The organism is Modestobacter altitudinis (assembly GCF_005930475.1).
Classification (GTDB): domain Bacteria; phylum Actinomycetota; class Actinomycetes; order Mycobacteriales; family Geodermatophilaceae; genus Modestobacter; species Modestobacter altitudinis.
Window position 1 is genome coordinate 56,941 of sequence record NZ_SJEW01000006.1, and the last position, 16,757, is coordinate 73,697.

Consider the following 16,757-nt stretch of genomic DNA (forward strand, 5'->3'; position numbering starts at 1 on the left):
CCATGCGAATCGAGGCGCAGCGCCGAGCGACGAGGCTGCAGGCGCGGCGGCCCAACGCTTCACAGGCCGGTGCTCCGGGAGCAGACCCAACGAACGCGGTCGAGTCTGCTGCCCATGCCCGGAGGCGCGCTGCATCGACGTGCGGTTGGTGCGGGGGCCCGATCACCGTCAAGGCGACGGGGCGGCTCCCGAAGTGGTGCTCTGCGTCGTGCCGACAGCGCGCCTGGGAGCAGGCTCGCGCTGCTGCATCGGGACGCTCGGCAGTCCAGGTCGTCGAACGACGCGTGGACACCCCAGTGCCCATCTCACCGACCCGCCACGACTGGGCCCGCCTGCTCGCTGAGCTCATCACCCAGCTCGACACCGGCCGCATCTACAACCGGGACCTGGACGAGCTGTCCGTCGCACTGACCGCGGTCGGCGTCTCGATGACCCGCCGGCTCTACATCCGCAGCCTTACATCTCTCCGCCCGCGCTGACCCGACGCCGGGGTGACGTGCCAGTCAGCCCGGGGTGACGTCGACCAGCTGGATGTCACCCCAACGCTGTTGGCAGCAACCGCACAACGCCAGCGCCTCCTCGGAGTGACCAGCTCTAGCCGTCGTCCTCCTGAGGAGATGTCATGGCCATCCGCCTGCTGACCACCGAGGAGGTGGCCGCGCGGTTCCGCACCAGCCCGGCGACCGTGCGCTACTGGCGCCACGTTGGCATCGGCCCGACCGGGGTCAAAGCCGGCCGCCGGGTGCTCTACGACGAGGCAGAGTGCGACCGGTGGTGGGAGGCCAAGGTTGCCGCGGCGTTGGACGGCAACCGCTGAGCCAACCGAGTCGTCACCGGCCCATCACCGCCTGCAGCGGCCACTGTCAGCTGGGCTGCCATAGGTCACCCAGCTGCCCTCCGGATGGGTGACCCGTGGACCGCTACCCGCCAGGTCCTGCGTCCCTCGGCCGCCTTCGCGTCGCGCACGATGCCCGTCCTTGAAGGCCGAGGCGTTGATAGCCGTCGCGCAGAAGTTGGTCGACACCGGCCAGGTCGACCGGGCCGGACAGCTTGCCGCCGCGGCTGAGCACGTGGCCCGGGCCGTTCAAAACACCTCAGGGCAAGCCCCGGAGCTGACGGCCGTCGCTCAGGCGCTGGCTGACGCCGGCCAGGCCAATGCCGCCGAACAAGTCGCCTGCACCATCACCGAGCCCTACCACCGAGCCCAGGCGCTGGCCACAGTGTTGGCCGGTGCAGCTCCGGCCGAAGCTCTCACGCCTCGACCCGCTGCGGCATCTAGGCAGGGGGCGGAGAGACCTCTGAGAAAATGCTGGCTCCCTCCCTCAGTCCACGGATGAATCCGGCGACCGCTGCTCGTTCGCGGGCAGACATCGCCTCGACCGACAAAAGGATCCATGCGACGTCGGGAGACATGATGTCGGTGTTGGGCCTCTCCGTCGGCTCGGGAGGGACAGGTCGGGCCACGGGTTCCGGGCAGGCGAACCTGGCCATCACCTCGTGGTACGCGTTCGCGCCGTCCTCCCCCGGAGCTCCTGCCCGCAGTTCGATGATGACCTCCGCAGGGCGCCCGTCGACCGGGTCCCGGAGGCCAATCTCGCGTTCGCGCCCCACCTTCCAAGAGGCGCCCAGCAGGCGCACCAAGATCGCACAGATCGCCTCGGCGAACGCGAACAACTCCAGCGGAGGCGCGTACCAGTCGGCGTTTGGAGTCCACTCCGTCGCGGCTGCGGCAACGGCTCGCTGATACTCGATTTCCGCCTGCGGACTTGCGGCTGACTCGCGCCACCATTGCGGGACCGGGAGCTTCTCGCCCCACCAGTCGATCGCGATCATCCCCTGCATCGCCCACCAGAACTCGAGCAGCGCATCCTCGTCGACTTCCAGGGCGACCGCGTAGCCGCGGACCATCACCTCGCTCTTGGGCGGACGGTTGCCGCTCTCGGCCATCGAGACAGCGGCCACGGAGAGCTTCGGGTCGAAGGAGTTGGCGACATCGGCTTGGTTCTTCGCCGAGCGCTTGCGGACTGCCTGCAGCACTCGGCCGAAGGCCACCGCCGAGCCGGATCCAGATTTCACTTGCACAGGCCCCTTGTGATGTGTGTAGTCTTCGTTTCACAACACGGAGACCATGTTAAACATACCACGACGCGTCTTCGCGACAGCACGAGTTCGTCGCGCTCACGCTCTAAGAGGGAGCCTCACATGAAGCGCCAGTTCATGACCGACCGCCTCGAGAACGTCCGTGTCTTCGCCGACACCGCCGAGCAGATGGCGCCCGAGTTCGGTCGGACGGTGGCAGCGGTTCAGGAGTTCAGCGATCACGCCAAGGTCTTGATCGAGGTCGTGTCTCCATTCGCCCACTGGATCAAGGTGAGACTGTCCCGCCCTACCAACGGCCAAGTTCTGGTCAGGACGAACACGGCGGACCCCATCGTTGTGGAGTCGGCGCGGCGCCCGGGCCACATTGACGGCATCCCGCCGCACCCCCTCGGCACGACAGGGACACTCCCCGTCAGCTCTCCTCGACGGAGCAGTCGGGGTTCCTTGTGACCCCGAAGGCCTCGAAGGGGGCATCGACTACGGCGTCCTCGGCGGTAGCCGCCTCCACCGCGCAGACAGCGGGCAGTGGGAGGCGGCGGACGTCGCAGCGGCAACGGCTCCTGCGCTGCGCCCGGCCGCTCTTGACCGGCCAATCGCTGACGTCGACGAGCAATGGAATCCCATCTCAGCCGAGGAGATCGACGCGGCCACAGCGGCTCCGAGCGGCTGCTTCCATGGCGATCTCGGCCACCGCCACCCTAGGGGGCGAGTCGGCGGGTCAGCTGCGGCAGCCAGCCGTTGTCGGGCCAGCGGTCGTACCCGAAGGCGCGGGGGTCCACCCGCGTCTTGACGAGGTGCGTCAGCGCTGCGTCAGGCACGGGGGTGAAGCGCCAGAACCGCGGCTCGACCTCCTCCCAGTCAATGGCCCGCACTGCGGCCCGAACGATGTTCCCCGCCACCGCCAGGATCTTGAGGTTCGGATTGGCCCGAGCCGTCGCCCCAGCCATCCAAATGCCCGACAAGGCGTCCATGAGCTCGGCGTCGCTCATGCGCGGGTCGAACTTCTTGTTGATGACGACCACAGCGAAGTCGTCATCGAGCTGGCCGATAGCCGGTGCCGCCAGGGCCAGGACGAGGTCGTCGAGGTCCACCATCTGACTGTGTGCCCCTCGGACGAGGTTCGTCAGGCCCGCGTCGGCGAGGGAGGCATACGGGTCAGCGGTCGCAGCGAGGATCCGGACGTTGATCGCGATGCTTTCGGTGTGTGCGCTGACGGACTCAATGTCGAGTTGTTCCTCGACGTCGGCGCCGAGCCAGCCCAGCAGGACATGCCGCACCCGGAAGCCTGCGTCGTGGATGGCGCGGATGCGTTCGAGCTTGTCTAGTTCGACATCGCCTTCGGCTGCCTCGACCTCCTCCCGCACGACTTCGGCGTCCATCACCCCGGGGAACGCGTAGGCCGCCGTCAGGTCGTCTTGGAGCATCTGTGCGGTCCAGACGTGCGCGAGCACGCGCTGACGGCGCCCCCGGCCGATGTAGAACAGCGGGTCTCGGACGCCGGGGCGCGGATCGACCAGGCCGTAGTTGTACGGGCCGAGGGCCTCGTAGACCTCCGCCGGTAGCGGGCGGTACGTCGGGCGCGACCCAGGTGCGGTCGAATCCTTACTGGCGGCCGGTTGCGGACCATGCTCACCGGTGTCGTGCGTCTGCATGCGGCCTCCTTCGATCGTGTCGGATGCTGGCTGGAACCGATCTCGGCTCGCTGTGGTGGTGCCTGGCGCTGGGCAGGGGCAACTAGGTGCTTGCGCCGGGCCGCCCGTAGGTGCTGTCGAACCACTCGATGAACGCCAACGCGCCTCCCCATCGGGAGGCGATCCGGGAGTGGACAGCCCGTTGGTCGTGGCCTGCGAGGAACTGGCTGCGCCCGCTCACCGAGGCGCCGCAGCCGCACGCGCACGTCAGGGAGGCGCCCGGGTCCGGCGGATAGGTCACCGGGTTCCGGAAGTTGTCGGGCGCCTGCTTGCCGATGAGCGCGTCGTGGACGGGGTGACCGGGAGCCAGGACGTCACCCACGATGGCCCGCTTCGCGCCGGCGTTCTCGATGTCGGTGATCTCGACGACGCAGCGAATGAGCCCCTTTGTCGTGTCGCTGAAGATCGCGTACCGCTCGCGGTCCGCCCGCGCCCCGAGCACCCAGATCCCCCGGTTCTGCTCGTACACCGCCTGCGGGTCCATGCCAGGCTCCCAGCCCACCCACGCGCGGTTCAGAGGGTCCCCAGCGCTGGGCGGCACGGCCCGCTTGGGCCCGAGCTTCAGATGAAGCATGTCTCGGCCATCTGTATACCCATTCTCCATGCCTTCCGGTCATCGACCATAGTTGGCCGTGGGGATACCCGCAATCCCTGGATCTCGGTCCTGGGCAGGCAGAGGGATGGAGCGGGCGGCGCCCCGTGACATCACTGCCGGACGGCGCTTGGCACCGCTAATGGGCTGCTCTGGGACACCCGAGGCCCTGCCGGATCCTGCAGCTGCGGAGCAAACGTTGCGGTCGCGCACCAGTTGGGTCGACCGGGTCCCCTGCCCGCCTAGGGAGGCGACTCAGTCACCGCCCAAGTACCCGGGCGGCTTCGGCGCTGACCACCTGGCGGCCGAAGTAGACGTCCAGGGTCATCGAGGGATTGGCATGGCCGAGCTGGTCGGCGACCTGCCGCGGGGTGAAGCCGGCTTCGTCCAGCCGGGTGGCGACGGTCTTGCGGAAGGTGTGCGAGGTGACCCAGGACCACGGTCCCTCGCCGCAGCGAACCGGCCGGCCGGTCGCCGACGTGGGCGTCGCCGGTTGGAAGCCCGTTCCGCCGCAGACCTCGCACTCGAAGCCGTCCAGCAGCTGGCGCAGGTCGCCGGAGACGCTGTTGGGGTCGCGCAGCGTGCCGGCTACCGGCGCCGGGAACACCAGTTCGGTGTCCGGCCGGTGGGGTGACGCAAGCCGGCGGCGCACCATCTCGACCGCGAACTCCGGCAGCGCGATGATCCGCCAGCCCGCGGCGGTCTTGGTCCGCGGCTGCACGACCATCCCCCGCTTGGGCACCCGCACCGCGGTCGCGTTGACCTCCCAGGTGCCGGCGTCCAGATCCAGCAGCGGCCGGCCGGCGGTCTCCCCCGTCCGCAGCGCCACCGCTTCACCGATCCGGGCGCCGGTGGCGAGCATCCAGTCGACGATGTCGACGAGATCCAGCTCGGCCGCGCGCGGGCTGGCGTGCAACAGCTCGACTAGCCGGGTGGTCTGCTCGGCGGTCAGCGCCCGTGGTGCCTTCTTGGCGGTGGTGTCGATCCGGACGGTCGCGTCGCGAACGGGGTTGGCGGTGATGGCGCCGTCGTCGATCGCCTGGGAGAACATCCCGGACAGGCAGGCGCGGGCGGTCTTGGCCGCACCGGGCCCGCTGGCCTTCGCGATTGCGGTGAGCGCTCGGCCGACCCGGCCGGGGGTGACCTCTTGCAGGGTCAGTTGGCCGAAGGCGGGCAGCACCGAGGTTCGGATGACCGAGCGGTAGGTGCGTTCGGTGCCGGTGGACCAGCCGTGGTCGGTGCCCAGCCATGCCTCGATGAGCGCGGACACCCGGGAGCTGGCGGTGATGATCCCGGCGCCACCAGGGCCGCGGCGTGCGGCCAGCTCGGTCTTCAGCGCCCGCTCGGCGGCGGCGCGACTGACGCCGGTCTTGGAGACCAGCCGGGTGCGGCCGTCGAAGTCCCGGAAGCGGGCGCGGGCCTGGATCTCACCGCTGGGCAGCAGCAGGAAGCCGATCTTGCCGAACGTGCCCACCGGCAGCGGTGGTCGTCCCATGCGGCACCTGCCCTCATCGGTTTCCGATGAGTAGATGATGCCTGGATTTTTGCTCCAGAGCTATAAGCCCTGGTCAGAGCTCCCTCGATAGGACTTGAACCTATAACCCTGCGATTAACAGTCGCATGCTCTGCCAATTGAGCTACGAGGGAACGACGGGTGGTGGCCCGTGCGCTCGTCCAGATTACCTCACCTGGCGCGGGCGGTGGCGGGTGGGGCGCTCGGCGGGTCGGATGCGGGACCGGCCGGTACCGTGATCATTCCCCCGAACCCAGGAGGTCCCTCGTGGCCAAGCTGTCCTTCATCGCCGGCTTCGGCGCCGGCTACGTCCTCGGCGCCCGGGCGGGCCGCGAGCGGTACGAGCAGATCCGCCGCGCCTACCAGCACGCCAAGGACGACCCGCGCCTGCAGAGCGCCGCGGGCATGGCCCAGGCTCGGGCCGACGCCGCCGTCAGCTCCGTGAAGAACCGCATCGGGAACGAGACCGCCGGCCGCTGACCCTCGACCCCACCCGCTCAGCGGGTGGGGTCGTCGGCGGCCACCGCCGCGGCCAGCCGTTCCCGGGCGATCTCGCGGGCGACCGGGTCGTCCCGGTCCGCGTCATCGTCGAACACGACGGTCCACTCCCGAGCCGCCTGACCAGGCACCCGGCGCGCCACCAGCAGCACCGCACCCCCGGTGGGCAGCGGGTGCCGCTGACTGGTGACCACCGTCAGGTCCACCCGCTTCTTCAGCACCCCCGGGAGCTCCCCGGCCTCGCGCAGCACGTGCCGCTGCGGCGCCAGCCGCGCCTGGACGCCCGGCTCGACCTCCGTCAGCGGTGTCACGAGGAACGTGCCTCCACCGCCGGCCGCCGTCCACCGCGCCGTGCCGATCTCGTGCCACGGCAGCACCGGCACCTCGGCGACCGCGGTGAGGTCCAGTTCGGCCGGGACGACGCGCAGCCCGCGCGACGTCGCCACCGTCCAGCCGCCGTCGACCCGCTCACCCCAGGCGAGCACCCGCTCGTCGGCGTCGGCCGCCACCACCGCCCGGACCGCCTCGGGCGGTCGGGTGAACCGGGCGCGGACCCGCTCGACGAGGCTCACAGCCCGCCGGCCGCCCGCGCCCGCAGCGACCTGGCCAGCTGCTCCAGGTCGATGAGCTTTTTGAAGGCCTTCATGTACTCGTCCTGGGCCTCGACCGGGTTGGTCCGCTGCAGCTTGCCCTTCACCGCCACCACCTCGCGGTCGGTCGCCATCAGCTGGAGCCGGGCCATCAGCGCGTTGACGTAGCCGGGGTCGTTCTCCCCGACGCTGTGCATCGGCTCTACCGCCAGGGCGGTCAGCATCGCCTTCGCCGAGTCCCGGTCGACATGCGCCGACACCTCCTCGAGCCAGGCGGGCCCGGACGTCGTCGCGCCGGCCGCTCCCCCGGCCCCGGCGACCGCGGCAGCCACCGCCGCGTAGTCCGGGTCGGTGTACGACCCCGGTGCGACGGCGTCGAAGTCCGGTCCGGCGATCTCCGGGCACTGCAGCGCCGCCTTGACCGCCTCGCGTTCGACCTCGAGCGCGGCGTCCTCCGGCGAGCGCTGCGGCGTCCGGGGCCGGGAGCGGGGCCGTTCCTGCCCGCTCTCGCCGGAGAGCTGTCGGACCTTGGCGACGACGTCGGCCTCGTCGGGCAGGCCGAGCAGGCCGGCCAGCCGGCGGGCGTACGCGGGGCGGAGCGCGTGGTCCTTGATCTGGGCCAGCAGCGGGGCGGTCTTGTCCAGGGCGGCGACCCGGCCCTCGACGGTGTCCAGGTCGTAGCCGTCGAGCGTCGTCCGCAGGACGAACTCGATCAGCGGGGTGCGCCGGGCGATCAGGTCCCGCACGGCGGCGTCCCCGTGCGCCTGGCGGAGCTCGCAGGGGTCGCGACCTTCCTGCTCGACGGCGACGAAGGTCTGCGCGACGAAGCGCTGGTCCTCCTTGAACGACTTCATCGCCGCCGCCTGGCCGGCCGCGTCGCCGTCGAAGGTGTAGATCACCTCACCGCGGAACTCGTCCTGGTCCATCAGCAACCGGCGCAGCACGTTGATGTGCTCGGCGCCGAACGCGGTGCCGCAGGAGGCGACCGCGGTGGTCACGCCGGCCACGTGGCAGGCCATCACGTCGGTGTAGCCCTCGACGACGACCGCCTGGTGGCTGCGGGCGATGTCCCGCTTGGCCCGCTCGACGCCGTAGAGGACGGTGCTCTTCTTGTACAGCGGCGTCTCGGGGGTGTTCAGGTACTTGGGGCCCTGGTCGTCGTCCATCAGCTTGCGGGCGCCGAAGCCGATGACGTCGCCGGTGAGGTCGCGGATGGGCCACAGCAGCCGGCGGTGGAACCGGTCGATGAGGGTGCCCCGGGAGGACTCCTTCGCCAGCCCGCCGGTGACCAGCTCCTCCTGGGTGTAGCCGAGGCCGCGCAGGTGCCGGGTCAGGGTGTCCCAGCCGCCGGGGGCGTATCCGCAGCTGAAGTCCAGCGCCACCTGGCGGTCGAAGCCGCGCTCGGCGAGGAACGAGCGCGCCGGGGCGGCATCCGGGGTCATCAGCTGCGCGGCGTAGAACTCCGCGGCCGCGGAGTTAGCCGCGACCAGCCGGGCGCGCTGGCCGGCCTGCGCGCGGTTCGGCCCGGCGGTGGCGCGGCCGCCGTCGTCCTCGTACTGCAGCTGGACGCCGGTCCGGCCGGCGAGCAGCTCGACCGCCTCGGAGAAGGACAGGTGGTCGATCTTCTGGATGAAGGCGATGACGTCGCCGCCTTCCCCACAACCGAAGCAGTTGCCGGTCAGCAGGTTGTCCTCGAGCGTGAAGGCATGGGTCCCGGGGACCTCCGCGCAGAAGACCTCCTCGACCCGATCGCTCCACTCCACGGACTGGACGACCCAGTTCTTGCGCTCGTACTTCTTGTCGTTGGCGAGGTACCGCTCACGGTGCCGGTCGATCAGGAAGAACGACTCCGGCAGTCCCTTGGTCATGAAGCGCACGTTGTAGATGTCGCTCGGTACGCCGTCGATGCCCACACGGTTCTGCTTGGCGATCCCGAAGGTGCCGATCCCCAGCCGGGTGCAGAGCCGGCGCACGTACTCCAGGTTCTCGATGTCCGCGGAGTTGAGGATCGCGTCGCCGTCCTCGGCGACACAGCCGTCCGCCGCGAAGTACCCGGCGAGCCAGCCGAGCAGGTACGAGGTGTCCTCGTCGAGCGACGGGCGCTCGTCCTTGAAGTAGGCGGGGAGGCCGTAGTAGCGCGTGCCGCGCTCCTCCGTCCAGCTGCGGCAGCCCTCGAAGTAGCGCGCCAGCTGGGCGTCCTTCTCGCCGTACAGGACGGCGATCGAGCCGGCACCGGCCCGCGTCCCGTCGCCGTAGACGAGCCCACGGGCGATGCCGAACGGCGACGGCCGGGTCGCCGGGTTGAGCACTCGGGTCGCGGGAAACGAGTGCGAGAGCCGGTCGCCGGGCTGGAGGTCCTTGGTCAGTTTCTCGCGGCGGTGCTGCCGGAGCCCCCCGGACGGGACGAACCAGCGGTGCTCATCCGTCGCGTGGACGACCTTGGTCCGCCCGTTGCGGGTGAGCGTCATGCGCATCAGCCGCTGCACGCCGTAGCTCCTGAACGGGGCCTCGACCCAGCCGCCGTCCCCGTTGAGGACACGCACCGTCTTGCCGGCGAGCTCACGGATCGGGATGGTCCCGTCCTCGGTGAGCACCCCGGTCTCGCCCGCGAGGCAGTGGAACAGGTTTCGCGAGGGGGTGACGTTGAACGACGGCGACTTCTCGTCGTGGAACGGGCACAGGCCCTTGAGGCTGCCGCCGCCGGCCCGCTTGAGCTGCAGGTGCTCACCGATGATCTCGTCGATCTTGGACCGCTCGCGGACCAGCGCGATGTCCGCGGCGCGGATCCGCCCCCGGCCGGCCATCAGACGGCCGCCGCAGCCGCGGCCCAGCGTCGGCCGAGGACGAGCTCGACCCACAGCAGGAACACCGCGTGGTCCAGCGACAGGTCCGGGGCCGCGGTCAGCGTGGGCCGTGGGTTCCAGGAACCGGTCGTGCCGCTCTCTGCCACCTGCCGGCCCTCGACGGTGTACCGGTGGGTGCCCTTCCAGCGGGAGGCCGACGTGACGGTGACCGCGACGCCGTCCAGCTCCATGGTCCAGGTGCCGTTCCAGTAGGACGTCTGCCGCGCCCGCAGCCGGGCGGCGTCCTCGGGGTCGACGGCCCACCGGCCGGTCAGCTCACGGCCGACCTTGCCGAACACCCACGACCGCTCCCCCACCTCCGCCCTCGCTGACTCCTTCCAGTTCAAGGCGTGCACCGTGGCCACCACGGCACCGTCGGACAGCACCGGGACGCTGCCCTTCCCGGTGCCGTGCGACCCGCTCTTGCCCAGCTCCAGCACGATGTCCTTCCTCAGCCTCAGCCGATGCCCGGGGCGCCGGCGACGCTCTCGCCGGTCACGCGGTAGAGCAGGTAGGCAGCCGTCTCCCGGAGGATGTACCTGAACTGCGTGGTGCGCGTCTGCACCGCGGGGCCCTGCCGGGTCGGCGAGCTGCTGGCGTCCATGCCGGCGTCCTCGGCCATCCGCTCCGCGCGCATCGCGTGCCAGGGGTCGGTGACCAGGACGGCGGTGTCCCAGCCCCGGTCGTCGAACTGCGTGGCCACCGCGCGCATGCTCTCCAGGGTGTCTGCGCCCTCCTGCACCGCCAGCAGCGCGTCGTCGGGCACCCCGGCCTCGGCCAGGTACTCCCGGCCCGCCTCGGCCTCGGAGAACTGGTCACCGGTCGCCTTGCCGCCCACGGTGACGACCATCGGCGCGACGCCGTCCTGGTAGAGCTCCAGCGCGTGCTCGAGCCGCGCCTCGAAGATCGACGACGGGACGCCGTTGTACTGCGCGGACCCCAGCACCACGATCGCGTCGGCGCTCGGCCGGGAGTCCTGCCGCGCCGTCCACCAGATGCCCAGTGCCGTGGCGACGACCATGAGCAGCACCGCGGCCACCGCTGCCCCGATCACCCGGACGACCAGCCGCCCCGCCCCCACTGCCACGCGTCATGGGTACCACGCGGCACCGACGCCGGTGCGACGCCTGGGGACGGCGAGCCGTCAGCCCCCGGTGCTGGTGCCACAGACCTTGGTGCCGCCCTCGGGGACGACGGTGAGCTCGGTCGTCGTGGTGCTCCCGCCGTCGTCCCAGCGGACCTGGACGTAGCGCACCGGCTCGTCGTCGATGCGCTCACCGCGGGAGCCGGTGATGGTCGGGGTGCCGGGCTGCAGGTAGTCGCCGGCGAGCTGGTCGGGGGTGATCCGGCCGCGCTCGGAGTCGCAGATCAGCCCGTAGGCGGTCTCGGTGTCCCCCGCGGCCAGCGCCTTGGTGAACACCCCGGCCACCTCCTCGGCCTGGTCGCTGGCGGTGCCCTTGAACAGCACCATGCCGCCCACCATCAGCACCGCGATGAGCACCGTGGCACTGATCAGTGCGATGAGCGTGCCGTTGCGGTTGCGCGGGGTGCCGGTGTGCAGCGGCATCGGGTCGTCGTCGTACAGGAACGGGCCCTGCGTCATCCGCCACCCACCAGCAGCTCCGCACCGGCCGGCGGGCGCGGGTCGTCGCGGTCGGCCAGCCAGCCCTCGGGCAGGGACACCGGCCGCGGCGGGGTGGTGCGCCCGCGCGGCTCGCCGAGCACCGCCGTGGGGTACGGCTGGTCGGGGATCCGGCCCAGCAGCTCGGCGAGCTCGTCGAGGCCGGACACCATCGCCAGGGCACGCCGCACATCGGAACCGACCGAGAAGCCCTTGAGGTACCAGGCGACGTGCTTGCGGAAGTCCGAGCAGCCGTGCTGCTCACCGTGGTCGGCGGCCAGCAAGGTGGCGTGCCGGTGCATGATCGCGGCCACCTCGCGGAAACCGGGCAACGTGCGGCGCGGGGACCCGGCGAAGGCGGCGGCGAGGTCGCCGAACAGCCACGGCTGGCCCAGGCAGCCCCGGCCGACGACGACGCCCGCGCAGCCGGTCTGGGCCACCATCCGCAGCGCGTCGTCGGCCTCCCACAGGTCACCGTTGCCGAGGACCGGGATGTCGACGTGCTCGACCAGCCGGGCGATCGGCGTCCAGTCGGCGGTTCCGCTGTAGAGCTGGTCGGCGGTGCGGCCGTGCAGGGTGATCGCGGCGGCGCCCTCGTCCTGGGCGATCCGGCCGGCGTCGAGGTAGGTGACGTGCTCGGGGTCGATGCCGATCCGGGTCTTCACCGTCACCGGGACGTCGCCGGCGGCCCGGACCGCAGACCGCACGATGTTGCCGAACAGGACCCGGCGCCACGGCAGCGCCGACCCGCCGCCCTTGCGGGTCACCTTGGGCACCGGGCAGCCGAAGTTCAGGTCGATGTGCGCCGGGCGGGTGCCGGCCACGTCCTCGTCGACCAGCATCTGCACCGCGCGACCGACGGTGGCCGGGTCGACGCCGTAGAGCTGCACGCTGAACGCGTCGGCCTCGCCGGGGGCGGCCTGCACCATCTGCAGCGTCTTGGCGTTGCGCTCGACCAGCGCCCGGGTGGTGATCATCTCGCAGACGTAGAGGCCGGCGCCGAACTCCCGGCACAGCGTGCGGAACGCCGGGTTGGTGATGCCGGCCATCGGCGCGAGGACGACGGCCGGGTCGACGGTCAGCCCGCCGAGCTGCAGCGGCGGCAGCGCCGTCGCGCGCTCGAGGGTGCTGGTCACAGGTCCAGAGTAGGTGGCCCGGCTGTGCGACCGGGCTCACGTCGGCCGGCCCGCCCCGTCCCGGTCCGGTGACGCCGGAGAGCCGGGTGACTGCGGTCTGCGGTGGCGCTCCCCGCGCACGAGTGCGGGGCTGGTCGCCACCGGCGGCCCCGCCCTACGCTCGCCCGGCCGACGACGGGGAGGCGGCATGACGCCGCGCATGTTCGGGCCCTACGAGCTGCTGGACCTGCTGGGCCGCGGCGGCATGGGCGACGTCTACCGCGCCCGCGACACCCGACGCGGACGGCTGGTGGCGCTCAAGCTGCTGCCCGACCTGTACACCGACGACGCGGAGTACCTGTCCCGGTTCCGGCGGGAGCAGCTGGTGGCCGCCCGGCTGCGCGAGCCGCACGTCATCCCGATCCACGACTTCGGGGAGATCGACGGCCGGCTGTTCATCGACATGCGGCTGGTCGACGGCGAGCACGTCGGCCGGCTGCTGGAGCGCACCGGCCCACTCCCCCCGGCACGGGCGGTCCACCTGGTCGGCCAGGTCGCCGAGGCGCTCGCCGCCGCCCACGCCGACGGCCTGGTGCACCGGGACGTCAAGCCGACCAACGTCCTGGTCACCCCGAGTGACTTCGTCTACGTCGTCGACTTCGGCATCGCGCGCAAGATCGGCACGACCAGCACGGCGCTGACGGTCAGCGGGGCGACCGTCGGGACGCTGGACTACATGGCCCCGGAGCGGTTCACCAACCTGCCGGTCGACGCGCGGGCCGACGTCTACTCACTCGCCTGCCTGCTGCACGAGTGCCTGACCGACACCCGGCCCTTTCGCGGCGACGACCTGCCCGCCCTGATGCACGCCCACCTGTACGGGACGCCGGCGCGGGTGAGCTCGCTGGTCCCCGGGATCCCGCCGGCGCTGGACGCCGTGGTCGCCCGCGGGCTGGCCAAGGACCGGGAGGACCGGTACCCCGGACCGCTCGAGCTGGCCGCAGCGGCCCGCGAGGCGCTGCGGACCACCGAGCCCCTGCCGCAGGCACCGCCCGTCCTGCCGGCCGGCCGGGTCGTCCCGACCGACCCGCGTCCCGCGGAGCGGACCGAGGAGCGGACCGAGGAGCGGACCGGGGAGCGGACGACCGCCGTGGCGAGCGCCGGCCTCCCCACGCCGGGGCCGGACGACCACCGCGACGGCGGCGGTCCCGGCGGCGCCGGCGCGTCGGGCGGACGACCTGCGCGCCGGCGGGCGCTCGCAGTCGCCGGCGCGGTCGCCGCGGTGCTGGCCGTCGTCCTCGCGGTCACCTGGGCGCTGACCACCCGGGGCGACGACCCGCAGGACGGTGCGGCGGCCGGGACGAGCACGTCGGCCACCTCGCCGTCCGCCCCGGCCAGTCCGACGCCGACGGCCCCGGTCGTCTCACCGAGCGTGCCGATCCCGGCGGCCGGCGCGGCCATCGACGTGGGGCCCACCCCGGGGTACGCGCAGGTCGCCCCCAACGGGCGGTACGCCTACATCGCCAGCCGGGACGAGCGGGTCGTCACGGTCCTGGACACCACCCTGGACCGGGTGACCGGGAAGATCCCGATCGACGCCGCCCCACCGCGGTTCATCACCTTCTCCCCCGACGGGCGCACCGCGTACGTGACCGTCTACACCGACGACAAGACCGTCAACGCGGTCGTCTTCCTCGACACCGCGACCAACCGGGTCAGCACCACCGTGCCGGTCGGGAAGCGACCGTTCGCCCCCGCCACCACGCTGGACGGCCGGTTCCTCTACGTGCCGATCCACGACGAGGGCCGGGTCGAGGTCATCGACACCACCACCGGCGAGATCGTCGACCGGCTCACCACCCCACCCAACCCGCACTGGGTGGTCTTCAGCCGGGACGGCGGCACGTTCTACACCGCCGACCACGAGTCCGGGGTGGTCACGGCGTTCGACACCGCCAGCCACGCCCTGCTGGCGACGATCGAGGTCGGGGTGTCGCCGCACAGCCTGGCGCTGTCACCGGACGGCGGGCAGCTCTCCGTCGTCAACTACGACAGCAACACCCTGTCCATGATCGACACCGCGACGCACACCGTCGTCCGGACGGTCGACCTCGGGAACAACCCGCAGGACGTGACCTACGCCCCCGACGGCGTGCACCTCTACACCGCCGACGTCGAGGCAGGTCTGGTGGAGGTCGTCGAGACCGCCACCGGCCGGGTGACGGCCCGGATCCCGACCGGCGACAGCCCGTCCAGCGTCTCGGTCACCCCCGACGGCCGGCGGGCCTACGTCACCAACCTCGGCGACGGCACCGTCCGGGTGCTGGACACCGCCGCGCTCTGAGGGGCGTCCAGGACGCTCGTGCTCTGCTCACCATGGTGAGCAGAGCACGAGCGTCGGAGGGACGACGCGCTCAGCAGCCCGGGAGGCGGGCGGCGAGGTAGGAGACGACCTGGCCGAGTCCGATGCGCTCCTGCGACATCGAGTCCCGCTCCCGCACGGTGACCGCGTCGTCGGTGAGGGTGTCGAAGTCGACGGTCAGGCAGAAGGGCGTGCCGACCTCGTCCTGCCGGCGGTAGCGGCGGCCGATGGCACCGGCGTCGTCGAAGTCCACGTTCCAGTTCTTCCGCAGCTCCGCGGCCAGGTCCCGGGCCTTGGGCGAGAGGTCGGCGTTGCGGGACAGCGGCAGGACGGCGGCCTTCACCGGCGCCAGCCGCGGGTCCAGCTTCAGCACGGTGCGGGTGTCGACGCCGCCCTTGGCGTTGGGCGCCTCGTCCTCGGTGTAGGCCTCGACCAGGAAGGCCATCAGCGAGCGGGTCAGCCCGGCCGCGGGCTCGATGACGTACGGCGTCCAGCGGTCACCGGAGGCCTGGTCGAAGTACGACAGGTCGGTGCCGGAGTGCTCCGAGTGGGTCTTCAGGTCGAAGTCGGTGCGGTTGGCGATGCCCTCGAGCTCGCCCCACTCCGACCCCTGGAAGCCGAACCGGTACTCGATGTCGACGGTGCGCGTCGAGTAGTGGGACAGCTTCTCCTTCGGGTGCTCGAAGTGCCGCAGGTTCGACGGGTCGATGCCCAGGTCGGTGTACCAGCGGGTGCGCTCGTCGATCCAGTACTGGTGCCACTCGGCGTCCGTGCCGGGCTGGACGAAGAACTCCATCTCCATCTGCTCGAACTCACGCGTCCGGAAGATGAAGTTGCCGGGGGTGATCTCGTTCCGGAAGGACTTGCCGATCTGGCCGATGCCGAACGGGGGCTTCTTCCGGGAGGCGCCCATCACGTTGGCGAAGCTGACGAAGATGCCCTGGGCGGTCTCCGGGCGCAGGTAGTGCAGGCCGGACTCGTCCTCGACCGGGCCGAGGTGGGTCTTCAGCATCATGTTGAAGTCCCGCGGCTCGGTCCACGACCCGGTGACGCCGCAGTTCGGGCAGGTGATGTCGGCCAGGCCGTTCTCCGGCGCCCGGCCCTTCTTCTCCTCGTAGGCCTCCTCGAGGTGGTCGGCGCGGAACCGCTTGTGGCAGTTCTGGCACTCGGTCAGCGGGTCGGTGAAGACCCCGACGTGGCCGGAGGCGACCCACACCTGGCGCGGCAGGATGACCGAGGAGTCCAGGCCGACGACGTCGTCCCGGCTCTGCACGACCGTGCGCCACCACTGCTTCTTGATGTTCTCCTTGAGCTCGACGCCCAGCGGGCCGTAGTCCCAGGCCGATCGGGTGCCGCCGTAGATCTCACCGGACGGGAAGACGAAACCCCGGCGCTTGCAGAGGTTGACCACCTTGTCCAGGCGGGCCGGGTCGGCGGTACGGGTGGGGGCGGGGGTCTCGCTGGGCACGGAGGCTCCATCCGGCTGGCGGTCGGCGGCTGACCACTCGACGTTAGTCGCCGAGGCGGCCGGGCTCGGCAGCGCCGTCGTCCCGGCCCGGCCCGTCGAGGGCCTCGTCCGCGCCCGGCCCGCGGTCGGCGGCGAGCCGACGGCCGGCCGCGACGACCGCCAGTGCCAGCAGCGGGACGGCGAACACGGCGAGGAAGCCGCGGCTGGACTCGTGCCCGGACACCAGCAGGGCCAGCATGGTGACGGCGGCGAGGGCGCCGGCGCCCACGGTGCCCCAGACGAGCACGTCGACGTCGGAGGTGCCCGCCCGGTCGTCCCGGTCCACGTCCGGCATCCGGCCTCCCCGGCTCGGTCCCCCGTCTGC

17 protein-coding genes and 1 tRNA gene are annotated in these 16,757 nt (G+C 71.6%); 5 read left to right on the forward strand and 13 right to left on the reverse strand.

Annotation, left to right across the window (positions count from 1 at the left end; genetic code table 11):
* Window positions 1-296: 296 nt before the first annotated feature.
* Window positions 297-479, forward strand: coding sequence for a hypothetical protein (locus FHL79_RS04110; RefSeq protein WP_246080334.1), 183 nt, complete (start codon window positions 297-299; stop codon window positions 477-479).
* 143 nt (window positions 480-622) lie between these two features.
* Entirely contained in the window at window positions 623-817 is a 195-nt protein-coding gene (locus FHL79_RS04115) for a helix-turn-helix transcriptional regulator (protein ID WP_218938316.1), read from the forward strand.
* A gap of 458 nt (window positions 818-1,275) precedes the next feature.
* On the opposite strand, the gene FHL79_RS04120 is transcribed toward FHL79_RS04115, so the two are convergent.
* Window positions 1,276-2,037 (reverse strand): helix-turn-helix domain-containing protein, encoded by a 762-nt coding sequence (locus tag FHL79_RS04120; protein WP_138757352.1) that lies wholly within the window; start codon window positions 2,035-2,037, stop codon window positions 1,276-1,278.
* A 165-nt stretch (window positions 2,038-2,202) separates the two neighbouring features.
* On the opposite strand from FHL79_RS04120, the gene FHL79_RS04125 reads away from it, so the two are divergent.
* Window positions 2,203-2,550: a hypothetical protein gene (locus tag FHL79_RS04125; protein ID WP_138757353.1), complete on the forward strand. Its 348-nt coding sequence runs from the start codon at window positions 2,203-2,205 to the stop codon at window positions 2,548-2,550.
* 248 nt (window positions 2,551-2,798) lie between these two features.
* Here FHL79_RS04125 and FHL79_RS04130 read toward each other — a convergent pair whose 3' ends face one another.
* The 4 genes from FHL79_RS04130 to FHL79_RS04145 form a co-directional block, all read right to left on the reverse strand.
* Window positions 2,799-3,752 carry a hypothetical protein gene (locus FHL79_RS04130; protein ID WP_138757354.1) on the reverse strand — a complete coding sequence of 318 codons (954 nt, stop codon included), beginning with the start codon at window positions 3,750-3,752 and terminating at the stop codon, window positions 2,799-2,801.
* An 82-nt stretch (window positions 3,753-3,834) separates the two neighbouring features.
* Window positions 3,835-4,275, reverse strand: coding sequence for a hypothetical protein (locus FHL79_RS04135; protein ID WP_138757355.1), 441 nt, complete (start codon window positions 4,273-4,275; stop codon window positions 3,835-3,837).
* 367 nt (window positions 4,276-4,642) lie between these two features.
* Window positions 4,643-5,878, reverse strand: coding sequence for a site-specific integrase (locus FHL79_RS04140; RefSeq protein ID WP_138757356.1), 1,236 nt, complete (start codon window positions 5,876-5,878; stop codon window positions 4,643-4,645).
* Between the two features lie 79 nt (window positions 5,879-5,957).
* Window positions 5,958-6,030: transfer RNA gene (locus FHL79_RS04145), tRNA-Asn, on the reverse strand.
* Between the two features lie 133 nt (window positions 6,031-6,163).
* On the opposite strand from FHL79_RS04145, the gene FHL79_RS04150 reads away from it, so the two are divergent.
* A complete protein-coding gene (locus FHL79_RS04150; RefSeq protein ID WP_138757357.1) occupies window positions 6,164-6,376 on the forward strand; it encodes a hypothetical protein in 213 nt (70 codons plus the stop codon).
* 17 nt (window positions 6,377-6,393) lie between these two features.
* Here FHL79_RS04150 and FHL79_RS04155 read toward each other — a convergent pair whose 3' ends face one another.
* The 6 genes from FHL79_RS04155 to dusB are packed head-to-tail and all read right to left on the reverse strand — an operon-like array spanning window position 6,394 to window position 12,584.
* Window positions 6,394-6,966 carry a hypothetical protein gene (locus FHL79_RS04155; protein ID WP_138757358.1) on the reverse strand — a complete coding sequence of 191 codons (573 nt, stop codon included), beginning with the start codon at window positions 6,964-6,966 and terminating at the stop codon, window positions 6,394-6,396.
* Window positions 6,963-9,788, reverse strand: a complete 2,826-nt coding sequence (dnaG, locus tag FHL79_RS04160; RefSeq protein WP_138757359.1) for a DNA primase — start codon at window positions 9,786-9,788, stop codon at window positions 6,963-6,965. Before dnaG ends, FHL79_RS04155 begins: the two co-directional genes overlap by 4 nt.
* A complete protein-coding gene (locus tag FHL79_RS04165) occupies window positions 9,788-10,267 on the reverse strand; it encodes a hypothetical protein (protein ID WP_138757360.1) in 480 nt (159 codons plus the stop codon). Before FHL79_RS04165 ends, dnaG begins: the two co-directional genes overlap by 1 nt.
* A 17-nt stretch (window positions 10,268-10,284) precedes the next feature.
* Complete coding sequence (locus FHL79_RS04170; protein ID WP_246080336.1) at window positions 10,285-10,914, reverse strand: YdcF family protein; 630 nt, start codon at window positions 10,912-10,914, stop codon at window positions 10,285-10,287.
* Between the two features lie 57 nt (window positions 10,915-10,971).
* Window positions 10,972-11,430 (reverse strand): Rv0361 family membrane protein, encoded by a 459-nt coding sequence (locus tag FHL79_RS04175; RefSeq protein ID WP_138757361.1) that lies wholly within the window; start codon window positions 11,428-11,430, stop codon window positions 10,972-10,974.
* Window positions 11,427-12,584 carry a tRNA dihydrouridine synthase DusB gene (gene dusB, locus FHL79_RS04180; RefSeq protein ID WP_138757362.1) on the reverse strand — a complete coding sequence of 386 codons (1,158 nt, stop codon included), beginning with the start codon at window positions 12,582-12,584 and terminating at the stop codon, window positions 11,427-11,429. Before dusB ends, FHL79_RS04175 begins: the two co-directional genes overlap by 4 nt.
* Window positions 12,585-12,771: 187 nt before the next feature.
* Here dusB and FHL79_RS04185 point away from each other — a divergent pair, with 187 nt between their 5' ends.
* The gene (locus FHL79_RS04185; protein WP_138757363.1) at window positions 12,772-14,907 is read left to right on the forward strand and encodes a protein kinase domain-containing protein; all 2,136 of its coding nucleotides are present in this window, start codon (window positions 12,772-12,774) and stop codon (window positions 14,905-14,907) included.
* Between the two features lie 70 nt (window positions 14,908-14,977).
* Here FHL79_RS04185 and FHL79_RS04190 read toward each other — a convergent pair whose 3' ends face one another.
* Together FHL79_RS04190 and FHL79_RS04195 are read right to left on the reverse strand one after the other, a co-directional pair.
* A complete protein-coding gene (locus FHL79_RS04190) occupies window positions 14,978-16,393 on the reverse strand; it encodes a glycine--tRNA ligase (RefSeq protein WP_138757364.1) in 1,416 nt (471 codons plus the stop codon).
* Between the two features lie 43 nt (window positions 16,394-16,436).
* A complete protein-coding gene (locus FHL79_RS04195; protein WP_138757365.1) occupies window positions 16,437-16,727 on the reverse strand; it encodes a hypothetical protein in 291 nt (96 codons plus the stop codon).
* Window positions 16,728-16,757 lie beyond the last annotated feature (30 nt).